21 protein-coding genes and 2 tRNA genes are annotated in these 21,111 nt (G+C 55.8%); 13 read left to right on the plus strand and 10 right to left on the minus strand.

The window, feature by feature from the left end; genetic code table 11:
- Nucleotides 1-10: 10 nt before the first annotated feature.
- Both L2Y28_RS08960 and L2Y28_RS08965 read right to left on the minus strand, forming a co-directional pair.
- Entirely contained in the window at nt 11-1,156 is a 1,146-nt protein-coding gene (locus tag L2Y28_RS08960; protein ID WP_022647879.1) for a PLP-dependent aspartate aminotransferase family protein, read from the minus strand.
- Nucleotides 1,157-1,168: 12 nt separating this feature from the next.
- The gene (locus L2Y28_RS08965; RefSeq protein WP_022647880.1) at nt 1,169-2,539 is read right to left on the minus strand and encodes a cystathionine beta-synthase; all 1,371 of its coding nucleotides are present in this window, start codon (nt 2,537-2,539) and stop codon (nt 1,169-1,171) included.
- Between the two features lie 399 nt (nt 2,540-2,938).
- Here L2Y28_RS08965 and L2Y28_RS08970 point away from each other — a divergent pair, with 399 nt between their 5' ends.
- From L2Y28_RS08970 to L2Y28_RS09010, 9 genes are all read left to right on the plus strand, one after another.
- The gene (locus L2Y28_RS08970; RefSeq protein WP_022647881.1) at nt 2,939-3,961 is read left to right on the plus strand and encodes a methionine ABC transporter ATP-binding protein; all 1,023 of its coding nucleotides are present in this window, start codon (nt 2,939-2,941) and stop codon (nt 3,959-3,961) included.
- Nucleotides 3,954-4,622, plus strand: a complete 669-nt coding sequence (locus L2Y28_RS08975) for a methionine ABC transporter permease (RefSeq protein WP_017384621.1) — start codon at nt 3,954-3,956, stop codon at nt 4,620-4,622. The genes L2Y28_RS08970 and L2Y28_RS08975 overlap by 8 nt, the downstream gene beginning before the upstream one ends.
- A gap of 23 nt (nt 4,623-4,645) precedes the next feature.
- Nucleotides 4,646-5,458 (plus strand): MetQ/NlpA family ABC transporter substrate-binding protein, encoded by an 813-nt coding sequence (locus L2Y28_RS08980; RefSeq protein WP_003857677.1) that lies wholly within the window; start codon nt 4,646-4,648, stop codon nt 5,456-5,458.
- A gap of 108 nt (nt 5,459-5,566) precedes the next feature.
- Entirely contained in the window at nt 5,567-5,776 is a 210-nt protein-coding gene (gene fumD / locus L2Y28_RS08985) for a fumarate hydratase FumD (RefSeq protein ID WP_022647882.1), read from the plus strand.
- Nucleotides 5,777-5,894: 118 nt separating this feature from the next.
- Complete coding sequence (locus tag L2Y28_RS08990; RefSeq protein WP_022647883.1) at nt 5,895-6,062, plus strand: hypothetical protein; 168 nt, start codon at nt 5,895-5,897, stop codon at nt 6,060-6,062.
- A gap of 144 nt (nt 6,063-6,206) precedes the next feature.
- Nucleotides 6,207-7,613: a DUF1996 domain-containing protein gene (locus L2Y28_RS08995; RefSeq protein ID WP_022647884.1), complete on the plus strand. Its 1,407-nt coding sequence runs from the start codon at nt 6,207-6,209 to the stop codon at nt 7,611-7,613.
- 92 nt (nt 7,614-7,705) lie between these two features.
- The gene (locus L2Y28_RS09000; protein WP_022647885.1) at nt 7,706-9,016 is read left to right on the plus strand and encodes a sensor histidine kinase; all 1,311 of its coding nucleotides are present in this window, start codon (nt 7,706-7,708) and stop codon (nt 9,014-9,016) included.
- Nucleotides 9,009-9,620: a response regulator transcription factor gene (locus tag L2Y28_RS09005; RefSeq protein WP_022647886.1), complete on the plus strand. Its 612-nt coding sequence runs from the start codon at nt 9,009-9,011 to the stop codon at nt 9,618-9,620. The genes L2Y28_RS09000 and L2Y28_RS09005 overlap by 8 nt, the downstream gene beginning before the upstream one ends.
- 89 nt (nt 9,621-9,709) lie before the next feature.
- Entirely contained in the window at nt 9,710-10,189 is a 480-nt protein-coding gene (locus L2Y28_RS09010; protein WP_022647887.1) for a heme-binding protein, read from the plus strand.
- Between the two features lie 38 nt (nt 10,190-10,227).
- Here the strand turns inward: L2Y28_RS09010 and L2Y28_RS09015 are convergent, their stop codons facing one another.
- On the minus strand, nt 10,228-10,368 hold the full coding sequence (locus tag L2Y28_RS09015; protein WP_003857665.1) for a hypothetical protein: 141 nt from the start codon (nt 10,366-10,368) through the stop codon (nt 10,228-10,230).
- A gap of 125 nt (nt 10,369-10,493) precedes the next feature.
- On the opposite strand from L2Y28_RS09015, the gene L2Y28_RS09020 reads away from it, so the two are divergent.
- Together L2Y28_RS09020 and L2Y28_RS09025 are read left to right on the plus strand one after the other, a co-directional pair.
- Nucleotides 10,494-11,276, plus strand: coding sequence for an MBL fold metallo-hydrolase (locus L2Y28_RS09020; RefSeq protein WP_022647888.1), 783 nt, complete (start codon nt 10,494-10,496; stop codon nt 11,274-11,276).
- Nucleotides 11,277-11,348: 72 nt separating this feature from the next.
- Nucleotides 11,349-11,984: a carbonic anhydrase gene (locus tag L2Y28_RS09025; RefSeq protein WP_022647889.1), complete on the plus strand. Its 636-nt coding sequence runs from the start codon at nt 11,349-11,351 to the stop codon at nt 11,982-11,984.
- Nucleotides 11,985-12,012: 28 nt separating this feature from the next.
- On the opposite strand, the gene L2Y28_RS09030 is transcribed toward L2Y28_RS09025, so the two are convergent.
- The 4 genes from L2Y28_RS09030 to mdtK all read right to left on the minus strand — a co-directional run bounded on the left by L2Y28_RS09030 (nt 12,013) and on the right by mdtK (nt 15,415).
- On the minus strand, nt 12,013-13,608 hold the full coding sequence (locus L2Y28_RS09030; protein WP_236919583.1) for an FAD-NAD(P)-binding protein: 1,596 nt from the start codon (nt 13,606-13,608) through the stop codon (nt 12,013-12,015).
- A gap of 122 nt (nt 13,609-13,730) precedes the next feature.
- Nucleotides 13,731-13,807: transfer RNA gene (locus L2Y28_RS09035), tRNA-Val, on the minus strand.
- Nucleotides 13,808-13,811: 4 nt separating this feature from the next.
- A tRNA-Val gene (locus L2Y28_RS09040) sits at nt 13,812-13,888 on the minus strand.
- Between the two features lie 153 nt (nt 13,889-14,041).
- On the minus strand, nt 14,042-15,415 hold the full coding sequence (gene mdtK, locus L2Y28_RS09045) for an MdtK family multidrug efflux MATE transporter (protein ID WP_032622176.1): 1,374 nt from the start codon (nt 15,413-15,415) through the stop codon (nt 14,042-14,044).
- Between the two features lie 225 nt (nt 15,416-15,640).
- On the opposite strand from mdtK, the gene L2Y28_RS09050 reads away from it, so the two are divergent.
- Nucleotides 15,641-16,282: a riboflavin synthase gene (locus L2Y28_RS09050; protein WP_022647892.1), complete on the plus strand. Its 642-nt coding sequence runs from the start codon at nt 15,641-15,643 to the stop codon at nt 16,280-16,282.
- 30 nt (nt 16,283-16,312) lie between these two features.
- Here the strand turns inward: L2Y28_RS09050 and cfa are convergent, their stop codons facing one another.
- Both cfa and punC read right to left on the minus strand, forming a co-directional pair.
- Entirely contained in the window at nt 16,313-17,461 is a 1,149-nt protein-coding gene (gene cfa / locus L2Y28_RS09055; RefSeq protein ID WP_022647893.1) for a cyclopropane fatty acyl phospholipid synthase, read from the minus strand.
- Nucleotides 17,462-17,759: 298 nt separating this feature from the next.
- Nucleotides 17,760-18,959, minus strand: a complete 1,200-nt coding sequence (gene punC / locus L2Y28_RS09060; RefSeq protein WP_022647894.1) for a purine nucleoside transporter PunC — start codon at nt 18,957-18,959, stop codon at nt 17,760-17,762.
- A 112-nt stretch (nt 18,960-19,071) separates the two neighbouring features.
- Here punC and punR point away from each other — a divergent pair, with 112 nt between their 5' ends.
- Complete coding sequence (gene punR, locus L2Y28_RS09065; RefSeq protein WP_022647895.1) at nt 19,072-19,983, plus strand: DNA-binding transcriptional activator PunR; 912 nt, start codon at nt 19,072-19,074, stop codon at nt 19,981-19,983.
- 15 nt (nt 19,984-19,998) lie between these two features.
- On the opposite strand, the gene purR is transcribed toward punR, so the two are convergent.
- On the minus strand, nt 19,999-21,024 hold the full coding sequence (purR, locus tag L2Y28_RS09070; protein WP_006809011.1) for an HTH-type transcriptional repressor PurR: 1,026 nt from the start codon (nt 21,022-21,024) through the stop codon (nt 19,999-20,001).
- Nucleotides 21,025-21,111: the final 87 nt, after the last annotated feature.

The raw sequence follows: 21,111 nt of genomic DNA on the forward strand, positions 1-21,111 counted from the left end.
CGTTTTTTGCTCACTTTTCCAGCGCCTGCTGAAGGTCGGCGATCAGATCCTTCGCATCCTCAATCCCCACCGACAGGCGTATCAGCTGCGGCACAATGCCGTTTGCAAGACGCTGCGCCAGTGGAATGGAGGCGTGGGTCATGCTGTAGGGCTGGCTCACCAGACTCTCCACCCCGCCCAGGCTTTCCGCCAGGGTAAAGAGCGTAAGATGACGAATCACCTCTGTCGCGCGTTGCGCATCGCCTTTAATCACAACGGAGATCATGCCGCCCGGCAGCGCCATTTGTCTGCGGGCAAGCGCATACTGGGGGTGTGACTCCAGCCCGGGATAGAGCACGCTCTCTATCTGCGGATGCTGCTCCAGCCATTGCGCAATCGCCAGCGCGTTGGCACTGTGCTTCTCAACGCGCAGGGAGAGGGTGCGAATCCCCCGTAGCGTCAGGAAGCTGCTGAACGGATCCAGAACGCCGCCAACCGCGTTTTGCAGATAGCCCAGACGCTCCGCGAGATCCTTATTTGCCCCGACAACAGCCAGCCCGGCAACCACGTCTGAATGACCGTTGAGATATTTGGTGGCGGAGTGAACCACAATGTCGAACCCCGCCTCCAGCGGCCGGTGAATGACCGGGGAGGCGAAGGTATTATCCGCCACGCTGATCGCATTATGGCGCCGGGCAATGTCTGCGATGGCCTCCAGGTCGGCCAGTTTCAGCAGCGGGTTCGTCGGCGTTTCCACCCAGATCATGCGGGTGTTCGGGCGAATGGCGGCCTCAAGTCCGGCTACATCGTCCGGCTTAACCCAGCTCACCTGTAACCCGGTGCTGCGCTTGCGCACGTTTTCGATCAGGCGATACGTACCGCCATACACGTCGTCAATGGCAACGATATGGCTGTCTTTATCCAGCAGTTCGAGCACGGTGGAAATGGCCGCCAGCCCTGACGCGAAGGCGTACCCGCGCGTGCCGCCTTCCAGTTCGGCGATGGCGGTCTCCAGCGCATGGCGGGTTGGGTTGCCGCTCCGGGAGTATTCGTAGCCGGTATGTTCACCCGGTGCCGGTTGCGCAAACGTCGACGTGGCGTAAATTGGCGGCATCACGGCGCCGTGCGTGTCGTGATACTCACCGCTGTGAACGCTGAGGGTGGCCAGGTTTTTCATCTTTTGCTCCTTTTATTTCGTCAGGCGGTTACGCCAGGTGGTGAGTACGTCACTGCGTGTGATCAGACCCAGAAAGCGGTCTTCGTCATAAATAATCGCCACCAGGCCACGGTCAAAGATGGTGTACAGGGCGCTCTCCGGGGCCTGCTTATCCAGATATTCGACCTGACGCGTCATGGCCGCCGTCACGGGGAGAGAGAAGCGATCGGCATCTCCCTCAATGTGTCGCAGCAGGTCCCACTCGTCGATGATGCCGACGACCTTGTTGTTATCGAGCACCGGCAGCTGGGAGATGTCGTACAGGCGCATGCGGGCCAGCACGGTGGAAAGCGTGTCGTCCGGGGCGGCATTCACCGTCGCGCCTTCATCGTGGCGCAGGGCAATATAGTCCGAGAGATCGCCTGCCTGCGGACGTGAAATCAGCCCCTGCTGGCGCATCCAGTCGTCGTTGAACATCTTTGAGAGGTATTTATTGCCGCTGTCGCAGGCGAAGGTGACCACACGTTTTGGCGTAGTCTGCGCCTGGCAATATTTCAGCGCCGCCGCCAGCAGCGTGCCGGTGGAGGAGCCTGCCAGGATCCCTTCCGTTTTTAGCAGATCGCGGGCGGTGGTGAACGCCTCGCGATCGGTAATGCGCCAGGCGCGGTTAACCCCTTCGATGTGCGCCAGCGGAGGGATAAAGTCTTCGCCAATCCCTTCAACCAGCCACGATCCGGCATCCTGATGGCGTCCGGTCTCAACCTGGTCCGCCAGTACCGACCCGGCCGGATCGGCAAGCACAAATTTCGTCTGCGGCGAATGTTCTGCAAACCACGCCTGTAAGCCACCCAGCGTACCGCCGGACCCCACGCCGACGATGATGGCATCGATCTGGCCGTCAAGCTGTTCAAACAGTTCCGGTGCGGTAGTGGTGCGGTGCGCCAGCGGATTGGCCGCGTTATTGAACTGGTCGATATAAAACGCGCCTGGCAGTTCGTTCGCCAGCCGCCGGGCATAATCCTGGTAGTAGGCCGGATGCCCTTTATTCACATCTGAACGGGTCAGCACGACCTGCGCTCCTAACGCGCGCAGGTGGAAAATCTTCTCGCGGCTCATTTTGTCCGGCACCACCAGGATCAGCGAGTATCCCTTTTGCGCCGCAATCAACGCCAGCCCCAGGCCGGTGTTCCCCGCCGTGGCTTCAATAATGGTGCCGCCGGGCCGTAGCTGCCCCGTACGCTCGGCTTCGTTAATCATCGACAGCGCGACGCGGTCTTTAATCGAGCCGCCTGGATTCTGATTTTCCAGCTTCAGAAACAGCGAGCAGGGGCCGGTATCCAGCTTGTGCAGCTGGATGAGTGGCGTATGGCCAATTAGTTCGGTGACGGAGTGGTAAAGCGTCATGGTCATGTCCTGTGAAGAGGTGATGACCGGATGATAGGACCACGAAATTTTCTCAATAAAGAACGTTTCACTGGGTTTTAGAACAGAAAGGAATAATCCTTATGTTTTTGGGTGGAAAGACAGCAAGACGTAAAGTTGTCCGGATGTGAGGATGGCTATATCAGTACATAGTGCTGAAAAATTAACCAATTTCGTCGGATGAATGAGACCTGATATGCAAAAGGCAGATAATTATTGCAGATATTCATCTAAATGCTTTTCACCCGCCAGTTCGCTGCTTATTCCGCCGCATTATAAGAAATTCTTTTTTGGTCATTTAAAAGCTGATAACGGCTGTTTACTATCTTTTGGACATCCATACTGCTAAACCGCTATATGCGTAACGGATAACGAATAAGAATGATCGTACTCAGTAATATTTCGAAGGTTTTTGACAACGGGAAGCTGGCGCTGACAGCCGTTGATAACGTCAATTTGACGATAGAGCAGGGACAGATTTACGGGATCATTGGTTACAGCGGGGCCGGGAAAAGTACGCTTATCCGTCTGCTGAACGGTCTGGAAAAGCCCAGCGCCGGCAGCGTCACCATTAACGGTCAGGATATATCCGCCGCGAAGGGAGAAGCGCTGCGTCAGGCACGCCTGAAAATCAGCATGGTGTTCCAGCACTTTAATCTGCTCTGGTCGCGCACGGTGAAGGAAAACATCGCCTTTTCAATGCAAATTGCCGGTGTGCCAAAAGCGCAAATTCAGGCTCGCGTTGCCGAGCTGGTGGAGCTGGTCGGCCTGAAGGGGCGCGAGAATGCCTACCCGTCGCAGCTGAGCGGCGGGCAAAAACAGCGTGTGGGCATTGCCCGCGCGCTGGCCAATCATCCGGACGTACTGCTGTGTGACGAAGCTACCTCGGCGCTGGATCCGCAGACCACCGATCAGATCCTCGATCTGCTCCTGGACATTAACCGTCGTTTTAACCTGACCATCGTACTCATTACGCATGAGATGCACGTGGTGCGCAAAATCTGCGACCGCGTGGCGGTAATGGAGAACGGCAAGGTGGTGGAAGAGGGGGAGGTGCTGAGCGTGTTTACGCATCCTCAGCAGCCGATCACCCGGCAGTTTGTCCGCCAGGTGAGCCAGTACGCGGAGGAAGAGACCTTCAATACCGAACTGGCAAATGAGCTGGAGGGCGCGGTCATCAAGCTCACTTTCACCGGGCACAGCACGCACAGGCCGATCGTCGGTGAACTGACCCTGCGCTACGGCCTGCCGTTTAACATCCTGCACGGCAAAATGACGCAAACCGCTCACGGTGTTTTCGGGCAGCTCTGGGTGCACGTGGTGGCATCGGATGGACAACTGAACAATATCCTCGCCGACCTGAAGCAAAGCGATATTGAAGGCGAGGTAATCAAGCATGGCTGAAGAACTCTTTCCGCACCTGAAGTGGGATCAGCTTTGGGCTGCAACCCAGGAGACGCTCTACATGACCGCGCTTTCCGGCGTGGCGACGTTTGTTCTGGGGATCGCGCTCGGTCTGGCGCTGTTTTTAACCGCCCGCGGCGGGTTATTCCACAACCGCACGGTCTACAGCGTGATGTCGATTGTGGTGAACGTGTTCCGCTCGATTCCGTTCATCATTCTCATTGTTCTGCTGATCCCGTTCACCAAGACCGTTGTGGGGACCATTCTCGGCGCTAACGCTGCGCTGCCCGCCCTGATTGTGGGCGCCGCGCCGTTCTACGCCCGTCTGGTCGAGATTGCCCTGCGGGAAGTGGATAAAGGGGTAATTGAAGCCACGCGTTCGATGGGCGCACGGCTGAGCACGTTAGTGTTTCGGGTTTTACTGCCGGAATCTTCACCCGCACTGGTTTCAGGTATGACGGTGACGCTGATTGCGCTGGTGAGCTACAGCGCAATGGCGGGGGTGATAGGTGCCGGCGGTTTGGGAAATCTGGCTTATCTGGAAGGATTCCAGCGCAACCATGGTGACGTCACGCTGGTGGCAACGGTGACCATTCTGATCATCGTGTTCATTATCCAGTTCTGCGGCGATGCCATTACTTCACTGTTAGATAAACGCTAATAAATACACACAGGAACCACATCATGAAAAAGACACTGACACTGATCGCCGCAGCCACCCTGAGCGCCCTGAGCTTTGCCTCCTGGGCGGACACGCTCACCGTGGGGGCGTCCAACACCCCGCACGCGGAAATTCTGGAGCAGGCTAAGCCGATTCTGGCAAAGCAGGGGATCGATCTGGAGATTAAACCGTTCCAGGACTACATTCTGCCAAACACGGCGCTGGCAGGGCATGACATTGATGCCAACTATTTCCAGCACATCCCTTACCTGAACAGCGTGCTTAAAGATCATGCGGGCGATAAGGATTATGATTTTGTCAGTGCAGGCGCAATCCACATTGAGCCGATCGGTATCTATTCAAAAAAATACAAATCGCTGAAGGATCTGCCGGAAGGCGGCAAAATCATCATGCGTGATGCGGTTTCCGAGGAAGGGCGTATTCTCTCCATCTTCGAAAAAGAGGGCGTGATCAAGCTGAAGCCAGGCATCGATAAAGTGACCGCGCGCATCAGCGATATTGTGGAGAACCCGAAAAAGCTGCAATTCACCCCTAACGTCGAGGCATCTCTGCTGCCGCAGATGTACAACAACGACGAAGGTGCTGCGGTGGTGATCAACGCCAACTACGCAATTGATGCCGGTCTGGATCCGGTCCACGATCCAATTGCGGTTGAAAGCGGTGAGAATAACCCGTACGCCAACATCATTACCGTTCATCGCGGTGATGAGAAGAAGAAGGATATCGTCGCGCTGGTGAACGTGCTGCACTCCAAAGAGATTCAGGACTGGATCCGCACCAAATACAAAGGCGCGGTCATCCCGGTAAACAACTAATCGCCTGATTTTCCAGACGAAGCCCGGCGAACAACACGCCGGGCTTCTTTTTTGTATCCAGCCGACGAATGATTTAAGCTGACGGTTTAGGGCAACGGAGTGATGGCAATGGGCAATGTGACCAAAGACGAAGCGCTGTACCAGGAGATGTGTCGGGTGGTAGGCAAGGTCGTTCTGGAGATGCGTGACTTAGGGCAGGAGCCCAAGCATATCGTGATTGCCGGGGTACTACGTACCGCGCTGGCGAACCAGCGCGTTAAGCGCAGTGAGTTGACCACCAAAGCGATGGAAACGGTGGTTAAAGCGCTGGCCAGTTAGGACGACAGCGTCTCGCGAGTTTTTCAGATCCCGCATATCAACAGTCATTATTGATATTTCCTCTTCATGATGAAGGCGTGTTTAACTGAGTCCAGGTTAAGCGAGAAGGGTAATGACGATGAAAAAATGGATAAGCACGTTACGGCGGTTTTTTGCGCCCCGACCAGCGAATGCGGAGAACAGCGCGCAACGTGTTCTTGAGTCAATACTGCCTGTCGCCAGCCTCTATGGCGTGGACGTAGCCAACATCGACCCGGAGTGGTTCTATGTTAAAACGTCACGCTGAACTTCGCCGGACGCGCGAAATGTACTGGAATGAGCTGTGCGTGATGCGTGTAAAGTGAGAATGAAGGGAAAAATGCCCTGGCTAATCCTCGGTAAACGATAGCCGTTTTGTTACCACTATCTCCTTTCTCAGATGGAGATGATAATGAAACGGACAGTATTAACCCCCGCGCTTTCTGCCACCGTGCTATTGCTTGCCATGCAGGCGGCACACGCTGGTCCACAGGCGCATGTTGTATGCAGTTATTCCCATACCCTCGGTGATGATGCCATTATGATGTACGGCATGCCCAACGAGGCCATGCTGCACGATTTTTTTGGTAACGTGCAAACGGATGCTTACTCCAGCCGTGAATCGCTGCGTACCCAGGAAAAGACCACCTGCGATAACAAAGCAGACAGCTCGGCCTACTGGGCTCCGTCGCTAAAATTACCGGACGGAACGGTGGTCAAACCCGCCTATCAAAAAACCTATTATCAGGCATCGAACGTTGACGCCTGGCCGCTGCACCCGTTCCCGGCGGGGCTGTCGCTGCTGGCGGGCGATCATCACGGCACCGCGCCAAATCCACATATCACCTTTTTATGCGCCAACGGCAAGGGCTACACCACCAGAACGGGTGAAGTCTGCGGCTTACGCAAGGCGAAGGATGCCGTGCAGTTTAATATCGGCATTCAGTTCCCGAACTGCTGGGACGGGGTCAACCTGAAGCCCGCCCACGGCCTGGCTAACGCCACCTACGATACGAAAGGACAGTGTCCGTCCGCCTTCCCGGTGAAGATCCCGACGGTGAACATGAATATTGCGTACGTGCTTCCGACAATTAGCTCTCTGGATACCAGTAAAGTCCAGCTTTCCCTCGACCCCACCATGCATGGCAGTGAACGTGAAGAGCGATGGGGGAGCCTGTATACGGCGCATGCTGACTTCATGAACGGCTGGACGGAAGATGCCGCGCGCTTTATGACCGACCTGTGCATGAACCACGGAATGGATTGCGGCACCACCGTGCCGTATGGTTATTCAAAAGCGAAGGCCAACGTCTGGCTCAGCAGCATGGAACCCGCACTTTCACAACCCGATCCCCAGGTCTTACTGGTGCAGGATAACTGGAAGAACGGTGGACGCACGAAAAACAGCGAAACATTGTCGCTGGTGAAGTTCAACATCCCTCCTCTGCCTGCCGGACAGGATCCTGCCCAGTTTAAATACCGCGTGAGAATTTATGGCGGGAAAGTGGAAACCAACGGCGCGGATCAAATCTTCTTCTATCCGGCGAGTAACGACTGGGATCCGGCCACCGTGAGCTGGCATTCACGGCCGTCCTGCAACTATCGCTCGGATGCGGTGCTTTACCTGAACCACTCCCGCGAATACCGGATGGTGGACGTGGATAAAGCGGTGCGCAAGGCGCTGGCAGAAGGGAAAACCGAAATTTCGTGGTATATCGGCGGCGATCGTCAGGGAAACCACTATCAGTTTGAGACGGGGTCATCTCAACAAAGCCTGATCCTGATGCTGACCGGGTTTAGCAAAACGCCGGAGATCTGATAACGCCCGCGTTTTTTTGTTCTCAACAGCGTTAACTGGTAATGTCGACAGCCTGAATGACTGCGCCCGTTAACGCTATGAGCTTAAATAAGATGATAAAGCGCAGCATCGCTGCATGGGTGGCGGTCTGCCTGATAAGCGGTATGCTGCTTTATGCGGAACAGATACGTCGCCAGTACTGGGAGCGCGATCGCGAGTTTACGGCACGCTATTCGGCGATCGGCGCGGTGCTGACGCAAAACGAATCGGTGCTTCCGCTTCTGAGCGGCGATGAAGATATTACCGCGTTACGCAAAAAGTTTCCTTCTGTCCTGGCCCTGGAAAAAACCGCGGGGCGTGCGCTGGACGCCCCGCGTGTGGAGCCGTTTCGCGGGGTGCAGTACTGGTTATATAATCCCTGGCGGCAGATACGCGTGCTGGTCGACCTAAGCGCGCTGATTCCCGCGCGCCATAGCTTTGCGCAGCTGCATCTTAACGTCACGAACGGCGATGGTCCGCCATCCTCCGGCGCTTTCTGGCGCTGGCAGCGCGCTTTCCCGCAGCATACCCAGCCCTTCGTTCTTACAGCCGAGGCAGAGCCTGACTGGTTCAGCGTTTCCCTGCTGCCTTACCTGCTGCTCTTTCTGACGTGGGGGGGAGCGATTGCGGGCGTGGGAAGCGTGCTCTGGCAGCGCAAACAGCGGCAGCAGGCCGAGCAGCGCGCCCGCTATTATCAGCATGCCAGGCTTAACACGCTGGGGGAGATCACCGCGGGCATTGTCCATGAAATTAACCAGCCGCTTACCGCCGTGCAAACCTGGATCCAGGGGGCGCAGCGACAGCTCGAGGCTAATCCGCAGGCCGTGCCGCAGGCGCTTGCGGCCGCGCTGCTGCAAACGCAACGCATCAGCGCCCTGCTGACGCGCTTTCGCGAGCATGTGGTACAGGAGAAGGTGACTCTGCGCGAAACCGATCTGGTGCAGTGCTGGCAGCAGGTTGAGAGCCTGCTGGAGCACGAGCGCAAATCGAACCGTATCGCGGTCATCCACGCGTTTGCAGCGGACGCCACGACCGTGCTGGCAGACAGGCTCTGGCTGGAGCAGATACTGCACAACCTGCTCAGCAATGCGATTCAGGCTCAGCAGGAGAGCACGCACGGCTGGGTGCGAATCGACAGCCAGAAAAACGAGAAGGGCATTCTGGTCACGCTTACTGACGGCGGGCCGGGATTTAGCCCGGAGGCCCTGCAAAACGCTTTTATGCCCTTCTTTAGCGGACGCCCCGGCGGAACGGGGCTGGGGATGACGTTAACCGAAACGCTAATAACCCGCATGACCGGCTCGATTGCCCTGGGCAACGCCCCGCAGGGTGGGGCGCAGATCCGGTTGCAGCTCGCAGAAGGTAAGGAGACAAAGCATGGATAAGGTGGTCTGGCTCATTGATGACGATGAGTCCATCAGGGAATCATTGACGTTTTTACTCTCCGGAATGGGCTGGCAGGTTAAGGCATTCGAGAGCGTCGATGCCTTTACGCTGGCGCACGGCGGCGAAACGGCGCTTGTCGGCTGTCTGCTTCTGGATATGCGCATGCCGGGCAAGAGCGGGCTTGCCTGGCTGGAAGAGGGTGAATGGCCCTGGCCGCTGCTGCCAGTCGTTATCATGACCGGGCACGGAACGGTCGACGCCTGCCGTCGCGCGTTTCGCAACGGCGTGTTTGAGTTCTTCACCAAACCCCTGGATGCCGACAGGCTTATCGAAACGGTTGGCATGGCTTTCGAAGAGAGCCTGCGGCGATCTGCCGCCTGGCAGGATATCTCGCGGATTAAAGCGCGATTCGAACAGCTAACCGCGCGGGAGCACGAGGTGTTGACCGTGCTGATGGAAGGATGCAGCAATAAAGAGGCGGCTGCGCGTCTTAACCTCTCCCCGAGGACCGTGGAAGCGCACCGCGCGGCGGCGTTTGCCAAGCTTGGCGTCAGCAGCCTGGTTCAGGCGAGCCGGGATTATGACAAATTGCAATCCGTATAACTACCAGGTGGAGTGCGTAATCAACCGAATTACGTGTAAACGCGCGCTTCAGTAATCTCGGGTTGTCTCCCAACACTCGAGGAAGTGCAATGAAAAAAGTATTGATGGTGGCGGCACTGGTTGCAGGTAGCGTAAGCCTGGCTGCACGGGCGGATGCGCTGAATCAGAAAAGCCTCTCTCTGGCACAGGCTAACGCGCTGGCAACGTCTGCTGTTAAGGCCTGTATGGCAAAGAACTATCAGGTTACGGTGACCGTGGTTGACCGCGCAGGGGTTGTTAAGGCGGTGCAGCGCACGGATAACGCTGGTCCACATACGGTAAAAGCCAGCGAAATGAAGGCATATACCGCGCTGAGTACGAAAAACGCGTCAGGCAAGGTAATGGAAGCTGCACAGACTAACGCGGGCGCGCAGAATATGCGTGATGTTCCCGGCTTCCTGCTGCTGGCGGGTGGTTTACCGGTAAAAGAGGGCGATGAGGTGATTGGGGCGATTGGCATCGGCGGTGCGCCGGGCGGTCATCTTGATGAAGCCTGTGCCCAGGCGGCCATTAACGGGGCCGGACAGTAATTCATAAAAAAAGCACCGGCATGGCCGGTGCTCTGTATTCAGATCTTGCAGGCATCGCCGCAGTCGTCATCGGCGACAATCGCCTGGGCTTTTTTATCCGCATCGTCGAGACGTTCCGCGTTGCGCTCTTCTGCTTCATCCAGCCCGTTAAAGACTAAGTTATCGAGATCAATTTCCATGTGCCACCTGCGTTATTCAGTTTTTGATACTGGCACAGTATAAGTCAAAAAAAGCGGGCCAGGCACCCCTCAGCACATATGGATAATCCCTGCCATACTCAGTGCTTTATTGCTGAGGAAAGCCGATGATTACACTCTGTAAAACCTGCGGTACCGCTTACGATGAACAGCCCAAAAACTGCCCGATTTGCGACGATGAGCGCCAGTATGTCCCGGTCACGGGCCAGGCATGGACGGACTTCGACAGCCTTACGACCACGCACACCAACAAATGGCAACAGCTGGAGCCGCAGCTGTTCAGCATCAAAACCGTTCCCGCTTTTGCCATCAACCAGCGGGCGCTTCTGCTGAGTACGCCGCAGGGCAATGTTCTGTGGGACTGCATCGCCAACCTCGATCCGGCGACCAGAGCGTTAGTTGACGCGCTCGGGGGCATCAGCGCGATCGCGATTTCGCACCCACATTACTACACCACCATGCAGGAGTGGGCCGCCGCGTTTAACGCGCCGATCTACCTGCACGCCAGCGATCGGCAGTGGGTGATGCGTGACAGTCCGGCGATACGCTTCTGGGAGGAGGACGCCCTGGAGATTTTGCCGTCGGTGACGCTGCTGCGTCTGGGCGGGCATTTTGCAGGCGGCACGGTGCTGCACTGGCAGTCAGGCGACGGCGTGCTGCTGGCCGGTGATATTTTGCAGGTTACGCCTGGTAAGGACGCCGTGTCGTTTATGTGGAGTTATCCGAATATGCTGCCGCTGCCTGCCCGCACCGTTGAATCGGTGATCGGTCGACTGACCGGGAAAACGTACCAGCGACTGTACGGGGCCTTTGAAGGGCAAAACATCCCGGCGAACGCAGATGAGATTGTGCAGCGGTCGGGCCAGAAATATATTGCTTGTCTCCGCTAAGGCACGGTGGTTAAATTTTACGAGTGTGATCGCGATCATACCTAAACTAAAACAGATAAAAGAGAAATGGCTATGCAACATATCATTGAAGGTTTTCTCAGCTTTCAAAAAGAGATTTTCCCGCAACGTAAAGAGCTTTTTCGTAGTTTAGCGTCCAGTCAGAATCCCAAAGCGCTGTTTATCTCCTGCTCCGACAGCCGTCTGGTTCCGGAACTGGTCACGCAGCAGGAGCCAGGACAGCTCTTTGTCATTCGAAACGCGGGCAACATTGTGCCACCGTTCGGGCCGGAGCCTGGCGGTGTCTCTGCAACCATCGAATACGCGGTAGTGGCCCTCGGCGTGACCGATATTGTTATTTGCGGCCACTCCAACTGCGGCGCGATGAAGGCGATTGCTGACAACGCCGATCTGGAGCCGATGCCAGCCGTTTCCCACTGGCTGCGCTATTCTGATGCGGCAAAAGCGGTGGTTGAGAAGAAAACCTGGGATCAGCCAATCGATAAAGTGAATGCGATGGTGCAGGAGAACGTCTTTGCTCAGCTGAGCAACATCAAGACCCATCCGTCGGTGGCGGTAGGCCTGCGCAACAACGCCATTCGCCTGCACGGCTGGGTGTATGATATTGAAAGCGGCAAAATCCTTGCCCTGGACAAGAACACTAAATCGTTCGTGTCGTTGTCGGAAAACCCGGAAGTCTTCTTCGAGTAATCCGACACCGCAGGGCAGGGAAGCCCTGTTAAAACTCCGTGTAAGGTAACTTCCGTCGCACGCCAGATGCAGGATTCCCCGCCGCTTTCGCCATCGCTTTACCAATTTCAGCGCACTCAGACAAACCCTGAACAAACGGATGATCGTGCATCAGCCAGGGGATCGCCCCAAAAGCGATACGTCCGCGCAGAGACGCAGGTGACAGCAACGTGTAGTCTTCCCCCACGTCCGGTATTTCATCCCCCGTTTCCTCAAGCTGTTTGCTCAGCGTCGGGAAGGGAATATCCTTATTTCTGAGCGGTTTCTGCCCGCGGGCATCGATAAAGACGTCGAAGCGATAACGCTTTTCTTTCGTGGTGATGACGGTCTGATCGCTGCCGATATCCAGGGCGTAATCATCACCGAGTGCGACTACGCTAATGATCCCTGCCTCGCGCAGTGCCAGTAACCGGCGGATAGACTGCGGTGGAATGGCGGCATAGTTATCAATAAACACACGCTCCAGCCCGGATTTAAACCGTTCTCTGTCACGTTCATTGAGTGAAGGGACAATGGCCTGAACTACTTCATGCAGACGAAGCACGGTATAGCGCCAGGCAACGGTGCGTTTCTCGCACTTATTGCGCTCCACTTCTTTCAGATTCGCTTCGGCCCAGGTGAAAGGACCATGCTTTTTACGATCCTCAAACCAGACATCACGAAGCGTGTCAGCATTCAGCGTGCCGATCGCTATCGCCTGGCACCAGCGCGGATCGGCCAGCTCAAGCTCTTTCACCATCAGCGCAAAGATGCGGTCAAGCAGCCCGTCAGGGCCTTTGGCAATTTCGCTTTCTGCCACAGACTCCGTTAACACCGACAGCGGTTCATAAGGGATAGGGCAGTAAAAGTCGGCCTCCGGAAGAACGCCCGAGCGGGACATCAGCGTGATGTTTAGCCCCTCACTACCTTTATTGACAACGAACTGCTCCCCGCTAAACCGACCATGCTGCATTACTACCGCCATAGCAGCGTCCAGTCCGCTGAGGGAGGTACCCATAATCCCCACCTCACAGGCTCGGATATCCGCGTCCATCAGCCCCGACCATGGGCTTGGGAAATAGTCGCGGGTGGATTCATCTTCATCAGGCCAGACGTGACCGGTGGCGACCACTGCAAGATCAAACCGCCTTGAGAAAGGGGCATCGTTCACTGACAGGGCCACGCCGTCTGCATCAGCCTTAATATCAGTGACTTCTGCGTTGGGATGAACCTCGATATGAAACCCAGCCTTTTTCGCCTCGGCAACGACGGCGAGAAAGCGGTCGTGGAAATATTCACCCAGCAGAATACGCGGCAGAAACTGCCGTTCATTCAGTCTGTCTTTGTCGACGTTATAGCGGGCAAGATGGGCTTCACTCTGCTGTTTGAGCCAGTCGAGGTAGGTGATAAAAATGGGCGGGATTTCGATACTGGCGATATTCGCCAGCATTAGCCGGGAGTTATCCTCGTCGCTGTAGGGCATCCCTACGCCGGGTTGGTCTGCTTTTTCGAACACGGTGATCGACAGCGGTGCTGCGTTGTTAAGAAGTGAGTAAAAGGTGTAAATCCCTGTTGGGCCTGAGCCGATAATGGCGATTTTTTTCATCGAAAGCGTTCCTGCGTTTCTGAACCATAGAATAAGCGTAGCAGGAGAAAGGTTAAGTCATTCAATGAAGGGAAAAATTAAGACGTTCAGAAGAGGATTTTTGCACCATTTCAGGACTGAAATGGTGCGTCCGAGTGGACTCGAACCACCGACCCCCACCATGTCAAGGTGGTGCTCTAACCAACTGAGCTACGGACGCAGAATGGTGCGTTCAATTGGACTCGAACCAACGACCCCCACCATGTCAAGGTGGTGCTCTAACCAACTGAGCTATGAACGCATTGTGTTGTCGGTGACAACGGGGACGAATATTAGCGGCACAGCACCAAGGTGGCAAGAGGGAAAATGCATTTTTCTCTCTGATTTCACGCGATTGCTTCATTACCGCGCAAAGTGAAGAGAAAGTAGCCGCCAGCCGGCGGCTACTGTGTCATTAACGCGCAGCGCGTTGCAAAATGACCGCAGACGACTGACGTTGCAGGAAGCGCATGCGCAGCATCATCATAATGGCTGCAGACGTTAAGCCGATGATAAAGCCCATCCAGAATCCGGCTGGCCCCATGCGATCCACCACCAGATCCGTGAGCGCCAGAATATACCCACTCGGCAGGCCCAGAACCCAGTAAGCGATAAAGGTGATAAAGAAGATGGAACGCGTATCTTTATACCCACGCAGCACGCCGCTGCCAATTACCTGGATGGAGTCAGAGATCTGGTAAATGGCCGCAAGCAGCATCAAATGCGAGGCCAGGGTCACTACTTCCGGGTTGTCGTTATAGAGCAGGGCAATTTGCTCACGCAACAGCACGGTAAAGAGCGCGGTACAGACTGCCATGCAGACGCCGACGCCCAGCCCGGTGCGGGCTGCCGTTTGCGCATCCAGCGTCGAGCCTTGCCCCAGACGGAAGCCCACGCGAATCGTCACCGCAGCAGCCAGGGACATCGGCAGGACGAACATCAAAGAGCTGAAGTTCAGGGCGATCTGGTGGCCTGCCACGTCAATAATCCCTAACGGCGAGACCAGCAGGGCGACAACGGCAAACAGCGTCACTTCAAAGAACAGCGCCAGCGCAATGGGCAGACCAAGTTGGGTAAGGCGGCTCATCATCGACCAGTCAGGCGTGCTAAAGGCGGTGTCGTTACGAATGTCGCGCATGGATCGCGCATGTTTAACGTAGGTGAGCATACAGCCGAACATCACCCAGTACACCGCAGCCGTCGCCACGCCACAACCCACGCCGCCGAGTTCCGGCATGCCAAAATGACCGTAGATGAAGATGTAGTTCACGGGAATGTTCACCAGCAAGCCGATAAAGCCCATCACCATGCCCGGCTTGGTTTTTGCCAGCCCTTCACACTGGTTACGAGCCACCTGGAAGAAGAGATAACCGGGCGCGCCCCAGAGCAGGGCGCGCAGATAACCGACTGCTTTATCTGCCAGCGCCGGGTCGATATTATGCATGGCGCGAATAATATACCCGGCGTTCCACAGGACGATCATAATCAGGACGGAGACACCCCCGGCCAGCCAGAAGCCCTGGCGCACCTGATGGGCTACGCGGTCGCGTCGACCGGAGCCGTTAAGCTGCGCGATAACGGGCGTCAGCGCCAGCAGCAGGCCGTGACCAAACAGAATGGCCGGGAGCCAGATTGAGGTTCCGATCGCCACGGCGGCCATATCGGTGGCGCTGTAACCACCGGCCATTACCGTATCCACAAATCCCATTGCGGTTTGGGCTACCTGCGCGACGATCACCGGTATGGCCAGTGCCAATAACTGACGCGCTTCGATCATATACTTCTGCACGTGAACACCTTTGTATTGTAGTTATTTGAGAGACTAAAAAGGCCGCCGTTACTGGCAGCAAGAAGAAAAAACAGAGGGATGCCAGCTATTGTAGCGGGGTTTAACTAATTATCTAGTGAAAAAATCGCCAGAAATTGCGCATCACTGGCAACCTGTTTTTTCAACTGTTATTGTGGTGGGATTATACGGTGTCATCGCCGTTCGGAATGAACAGGAGCTGTAAGCATGTTTACTGGTATTGTGCAGGGCACTGCCAAAGTGGTGTCCATTGATGAAAAACCGAATTTCCGCACTCACGTAGTTGAGCTGCCTGAATATATGCTCGACGGCATTGAAACCGGGGCGTCGATAGCGCATAACGGCTGCTGCCTGACGGTGACCGAAATTAACGGTAACCAGATAAGCTTTGATTTAATGAAAGAGACGCTGCGCATCACTAACCTGGGTGAGCTGGTGGTGGGGGATACCGTCAACGTTGAACGTGCGGCGAAATTCAGCGATGAGATTGGCGGGCATCTGATGTCGGGCCATATTATGACCACCGCAGAAGTGGCGAAAATCGTGACCTCGGAAAATAACCGTCAAATCTGGTTTAAGGTGCAGGATCCGTCATTAATGAAATACATCCTTTATAAAGGATTTATTGGCATCGATGGGATTAGTCTGACCGTCGGTGAAGTGACGCCAACGCGTTTTTGCGTGCATTTAATTCCTGAAACGCTGCAACGTACTACGCTTGGCGCAAAAAAACTGGGGCAGCGCGTAAATATCGAAATTGATCCGCAGACCCAGGCGGTCGTGGATACCGTTGAGCGCGTGCTGGCGGCGAAAGAGGCGGCGATAATAAAGGCCGTGGAAGAAGAATAAAAAATAACCCCGGGTAACCGGGGTTATTTTTCAGCGGGCCACGCGCAGGCCGTGCTCAATCCCACGACTAAACACCACCTGCCACAGCTGTATATCCCGCGCGCGGAACGCACCCGCGCAGGCATTCAGATAATAGCTAAACATCCGTTTGAATCGTTCCGAATAGTTGTCGGCGATTTCAGGCCATGCAGCCTGGAAACGTTCATGCCAGGCCATCAGCGTGGTGTCGTAATCTGCGCCGAAGTTATGCCAGTCTTCCACAATAAAATGCGGTTCGCTGGCGTTCGCAATCTGGCGAACAGAGGGTAAACAACCATTCGGGAAGATATATTTGTTGATCCAGGGATCCACATTGTTATCGGTGCGTTTAGAGCCGATGGTGTGTAGCAGGAAAATTCCGTCAGGCTTCAGGTTATGGTCGGCGACGTCGAAATAAGTCTTGTAGTTCTTTGGCCCCACGTGCTCGAACATACCCACGGAAACAATCCGATCGAACTGCTCATTCAGGTCGCGGTAATCCTGAAGCCGAATATCGACATCCAGACCCAGACACCGTTCCTGTGCCATCTTCTGCTGTTCAGCTGAAATCGTGACGCCGACTACGCTGACACCGTAATGTTTCGCCATAAACCAGGCAAGGCCGCCCCAACCACAGCCGATGTCCAGCACGCGCATGCCGGGCTGCAACTGCAACTTATCGCAAATCAGCTGTAGCTTATCCTGCTGCGCCTCTTCCAGGGTTGTCGCTTTTTTCCAGTATCCGCAGGAATACTGCATTAACGGGTCGAGCATACGGCTGAAAAGATCGTTGCCCAGGTCATAATGCTCTTTACCGACGATCCACGCGCGCTTTTTACTTTGCAGATTGAACAGGCGGGCGGAAGCGATACGTAACGTATCTTTGAAATGACGAGGGAGCTGATTTTCAAGACCGGCGCGTAAAACGCTGGAGAAGAACATATCCAGCCGCTCACACTCCCACCAGCCGTCCATATAGCTTTCACCCAGCCCTAACGATCCCTCCTGTAACACGCGTTTGAAAAAATCGGGATGTTTAATCTGGGGGTCGGAGGGGGATGAGCCATTAATCGTAATGCCCGCACGTCCCAACAGTTCACTGACGATCCGGGACCAGTTATCGTCCGGAACGCTGACTTCTTCTATACACGATGAACTCATAGCTTCTCCATCACCTTGCTGTGATCAGAACCTTAAAACAGCGTAGACGCTTTTTTGGTTTGTGAGAAATCTCACGGTAAATGCCCGCGAGGCTAATATCCGACGTAGAACAGAGGAAGGGAGATAACCCTTGCCGAAATGCCTTCCATGGTAAAACGGGAGCGCTCCGGCTCCCGTTAACACTTAATATTTATCGTATTTAATCGAACCAAATTCAGTATAGGCCGCAAAATTTGGTGATTCAACAGAAAATTGTTAGCAACCTAATCACTGGTTTTTAACATAGTTTCCCGCGTAATCAGGCGTGCGACGTTTCTGTCTGCGCGTTTTCACTCTGCTCGCGATGGGCGGAGGACTGCATGCGATAACCCAATCCTGCCAGCACAACGGTGACCAGCATCACGCTGGTGGTGGTGAGCAGCGGGGTTGCAATCAATGCAGAGACCACGAGACTTGCCAGGAAGCACAGGCCAAGTTGCAGGGTATTTTGCAGCGCGGCAGCGCGGCCTGTCGCCTGCGGGAATGGACGCAGCGCCTGGGCTACAACAATAGGGTAAATGGCCCCGTTAGCGATCGCCATGACGCAGAACGGAATCAAAATTTCTACAAGCCCGGCGCCGGGAATAAAGCCGACAGCCCAGGTCGCAATCACGCTTAGCGCATACAGCACCAGCAGCCAGGGCAGCATCTGCTGGCCTTCCCATTTTTGCAGCGCGGCGCGACAGCCATAGCCACCCACCAGGAAGGCGATGGTCTGTGGTACATAGCTCAGGCCGATAGCCGCCGGGCTGTAGCCCATGTCATGCAAAATGAACGGCGAACCGGTCAGCCAGGCAAAGAAGCTGGCAGAGCAGGCAGCATAAATCAGCACGTTACCGCGATAGGCTTTCGACCGCAGTAAAGAGGTAAAGGTGATGGGCTTCGCGTCCGGATGCGTCTCTTTTTTATGCGCAGGTTTAAGCCCGAACGCGGGCAGCATCAGGACCAGCGTGATCGCAAAGAGCGTGGCGAAAATGGCCTGCCAGTCGAAATGCGCCAGGATCCAGCTGCCCAGCAGCGGAGCGAGCGCCGGAGACAGGCCGACCAGCGGCATGATGGTGGCGAAAATGCGGTTAGTGCGTGAGGCGGGGTAGTAATCGGTCACCAGCGCCTGCCAGGTGACCGCTGCGGCACAGACGCCGACCGCCTGAATGAAGCGCAACACCAGTAACCAGGCGGCATCGCGGACCCACAGCATGCCCAGACAGCCTACGGCAAAAATCGCCAGTCCCAGCAACAGAACGGGCTTACGGCCAAAACGATCAGAGAGCGGTCCCCAGAGTAGTTGCGCAAAAGCAAAACCTGCAAGGAATAAACTCAAACTGGCGCTGATGGCGGCGGCAGGAGTTTGCAAATCTTCCTGCATCGCGGCGAAGGCGGGCAGATACATGTCGGTCGCCAAAAAGCCCAGCACGCTTAAGCCGCCGAGCCAGACTAAAAATCCTTTACTGGGTTGCACTTTTTTTCTCCTGAGGAGGCAGGTGTACGTTGGCGCAGAGTGTAGGGAGTGCAAAGCGGCTTGTGAAACGCTAATATTTGGTGGGTGCATTCAAAAAATTTGCAGGCTAAAGATGTGGTCAGATTATTCCCTTGAAGTGGTTGATGCCGTGGCGCGTAACGGCAGCTTTACCGGTGCCGCCCAGGAGTTGCACCGCGTTCCCTCGGCTATCAGCTATACGGTGCGCCAGCTGGAAGCGTGGCTGGCAGTCCCGCTGTTCGAGCGGCGTCATCGCGACGTGGAGCTCACGCCTGCCGGCGCGTGGTTTTTGAAGGAAGGTCGGTCTGTTATCAAAAAAATGCAGATCACCCGTGAGCAGTGCCAGCAGATCGCCAACGGCTGGCGCGGGCATCTCGCTATCGCGGTGGATAACATCGTTAAGCCGGAGCGGACCCGGCAGATGATCGTCGATTTCTATCGTCATTTTTCCGACGTCGAACTGCGTGTGTCGCAGGAAGTGTTCAACGGCGTATGGGATGCGCTGGCGGACGGCAGGGCGGAGATGGCGATTGGTGCAACCCAGGCGATCCCGGTTGGCGGGCGCTACGCGTTTCGCGACATGGGCATGCTGAGCTGGACCTGCGTGGTCGCGCGCGATCACCCGCTGGCGGCGCTGGACGGGCCGCTGAGTGATGACACCTTACGCAACTGGCCCTCGCTGGTGCTGGAAGATACCTCCCGCTCGCTGCCCAAGCGCATTACCTGGCTGCTGGATAATCAGCGCCGCGTGGTTGCGCCGGACTGGGAGTCGTCAGCCACCTGTCTGAGCGCGGGGCTGTGCGTTGGCATGGTGCCGGTGCATTTTGCGCGCCCGCGCATCGACGCGGGAGAGTGGGTGGCTCTGACGCTGGAAAACCCTTTCCCGGATGCTGCATGCTGTCTGACGTGGCAGCAAAACGACGTCTCGCCCGCCATGGCCTGGCTGCTGGATTATCTGGGAGACAGCGAAACGCTGAACCGGGAGTGGTTGCGGGGACCAGCGTAGCTGGCCCCGTAGAGATTAACGTCGGTAGTCGCGGAACGGACCGTCGGCAACGGAACGGCGTTCAATCAGGCGCGGGTGGACTTCAATGGACTGGGACTGTTCTCGCTTGTTGACGATCCTGTCCATCAGCATATTGAAGGCCGTTTCACCCAGCGAATCTTTCGGCTGGTGAATGGTGGTCAGCGCCGGGGTAAAGAAACGGGCGTTGCGCACGTTGTCATAGCCGATCACCGAGATGTCCTGCGGAACGCGCAGGCCGAGTTCATCCGCCGCGCAGAGCGCGCCCATTGCCATGATATCGCCGCCGCAGAACACAGCGGTAGGGCGATGCGGCTGGGAGACGATCTGCTGCATGGCGCGATAGCCCGACTCCGGCTCGAAATCGCCCTGGACAATCCAGTTTTCTGGCACGGTAATCAGCGCCTCTTCCATCGCTTTCATGAAACCGGCCAGACGGCCAGCACCGGTGTTACGCTCCAGCGGGCCCGGGATCACGCCAATTTCACGATGCCCGCGTTCTACCAGATAACGCCCGGCCATGTAGCCGCCTTCAAAGGCGTTATCAATAACAGAGTCGGTGAAGTCTGCGCGCGCCTCGCCCCAGTCCATCACTACCATCGGAATGTGGCGATACTCTTCCAGCATGGAAAGCACCGACTCAGGGTATTCAGAACACATGACCAGCAGGCCGTCGACGCGCTTTTGCGCCATCATCGACAGGTAAGCGCGCTGTTTTTCAATGTTGTTCCACGCGTTGCCCAGAATCAGGGTATAGCCTTTCTGAAAGCAGTTTTTTTCAACGGCTTCGATGATTTCAGCAAAGTAAGCCGCTTCACTGCTGGTGGCCAGCAGGCCAATCGATTTGGTGTGATTAACCTTCAGGCTACGGGCGACCGCACTTGGCGAGTAGTGCAGTTCTTTGATTGCCGCCCAAACGGCATTACGCGTCTCTTCTGCGACGAAACGCGTTTTGTTAATAACATGTGATACGGTTGTAGTGGAAACGTTTGCGCGTTTTGCTACGTCTTTAATTGTTGCCATTAAATGTCACTCCAGACCATATCCTAAGCTCCTGAAAAAATTGAAGGTAAACGTTTGCCTTCTCTCACCCTTATTACGCAAACATGA

It is taken from the genome of Enterobacter sp. JH25 (genome assembly GCF_021725435.1).
Lineage (GTDB): Bacteria > Pseudomonadota > Gammaproteobacteria > Enterobacterales > Enterobacteriaceae > Enterobacter > Enterobacter intestinihominis.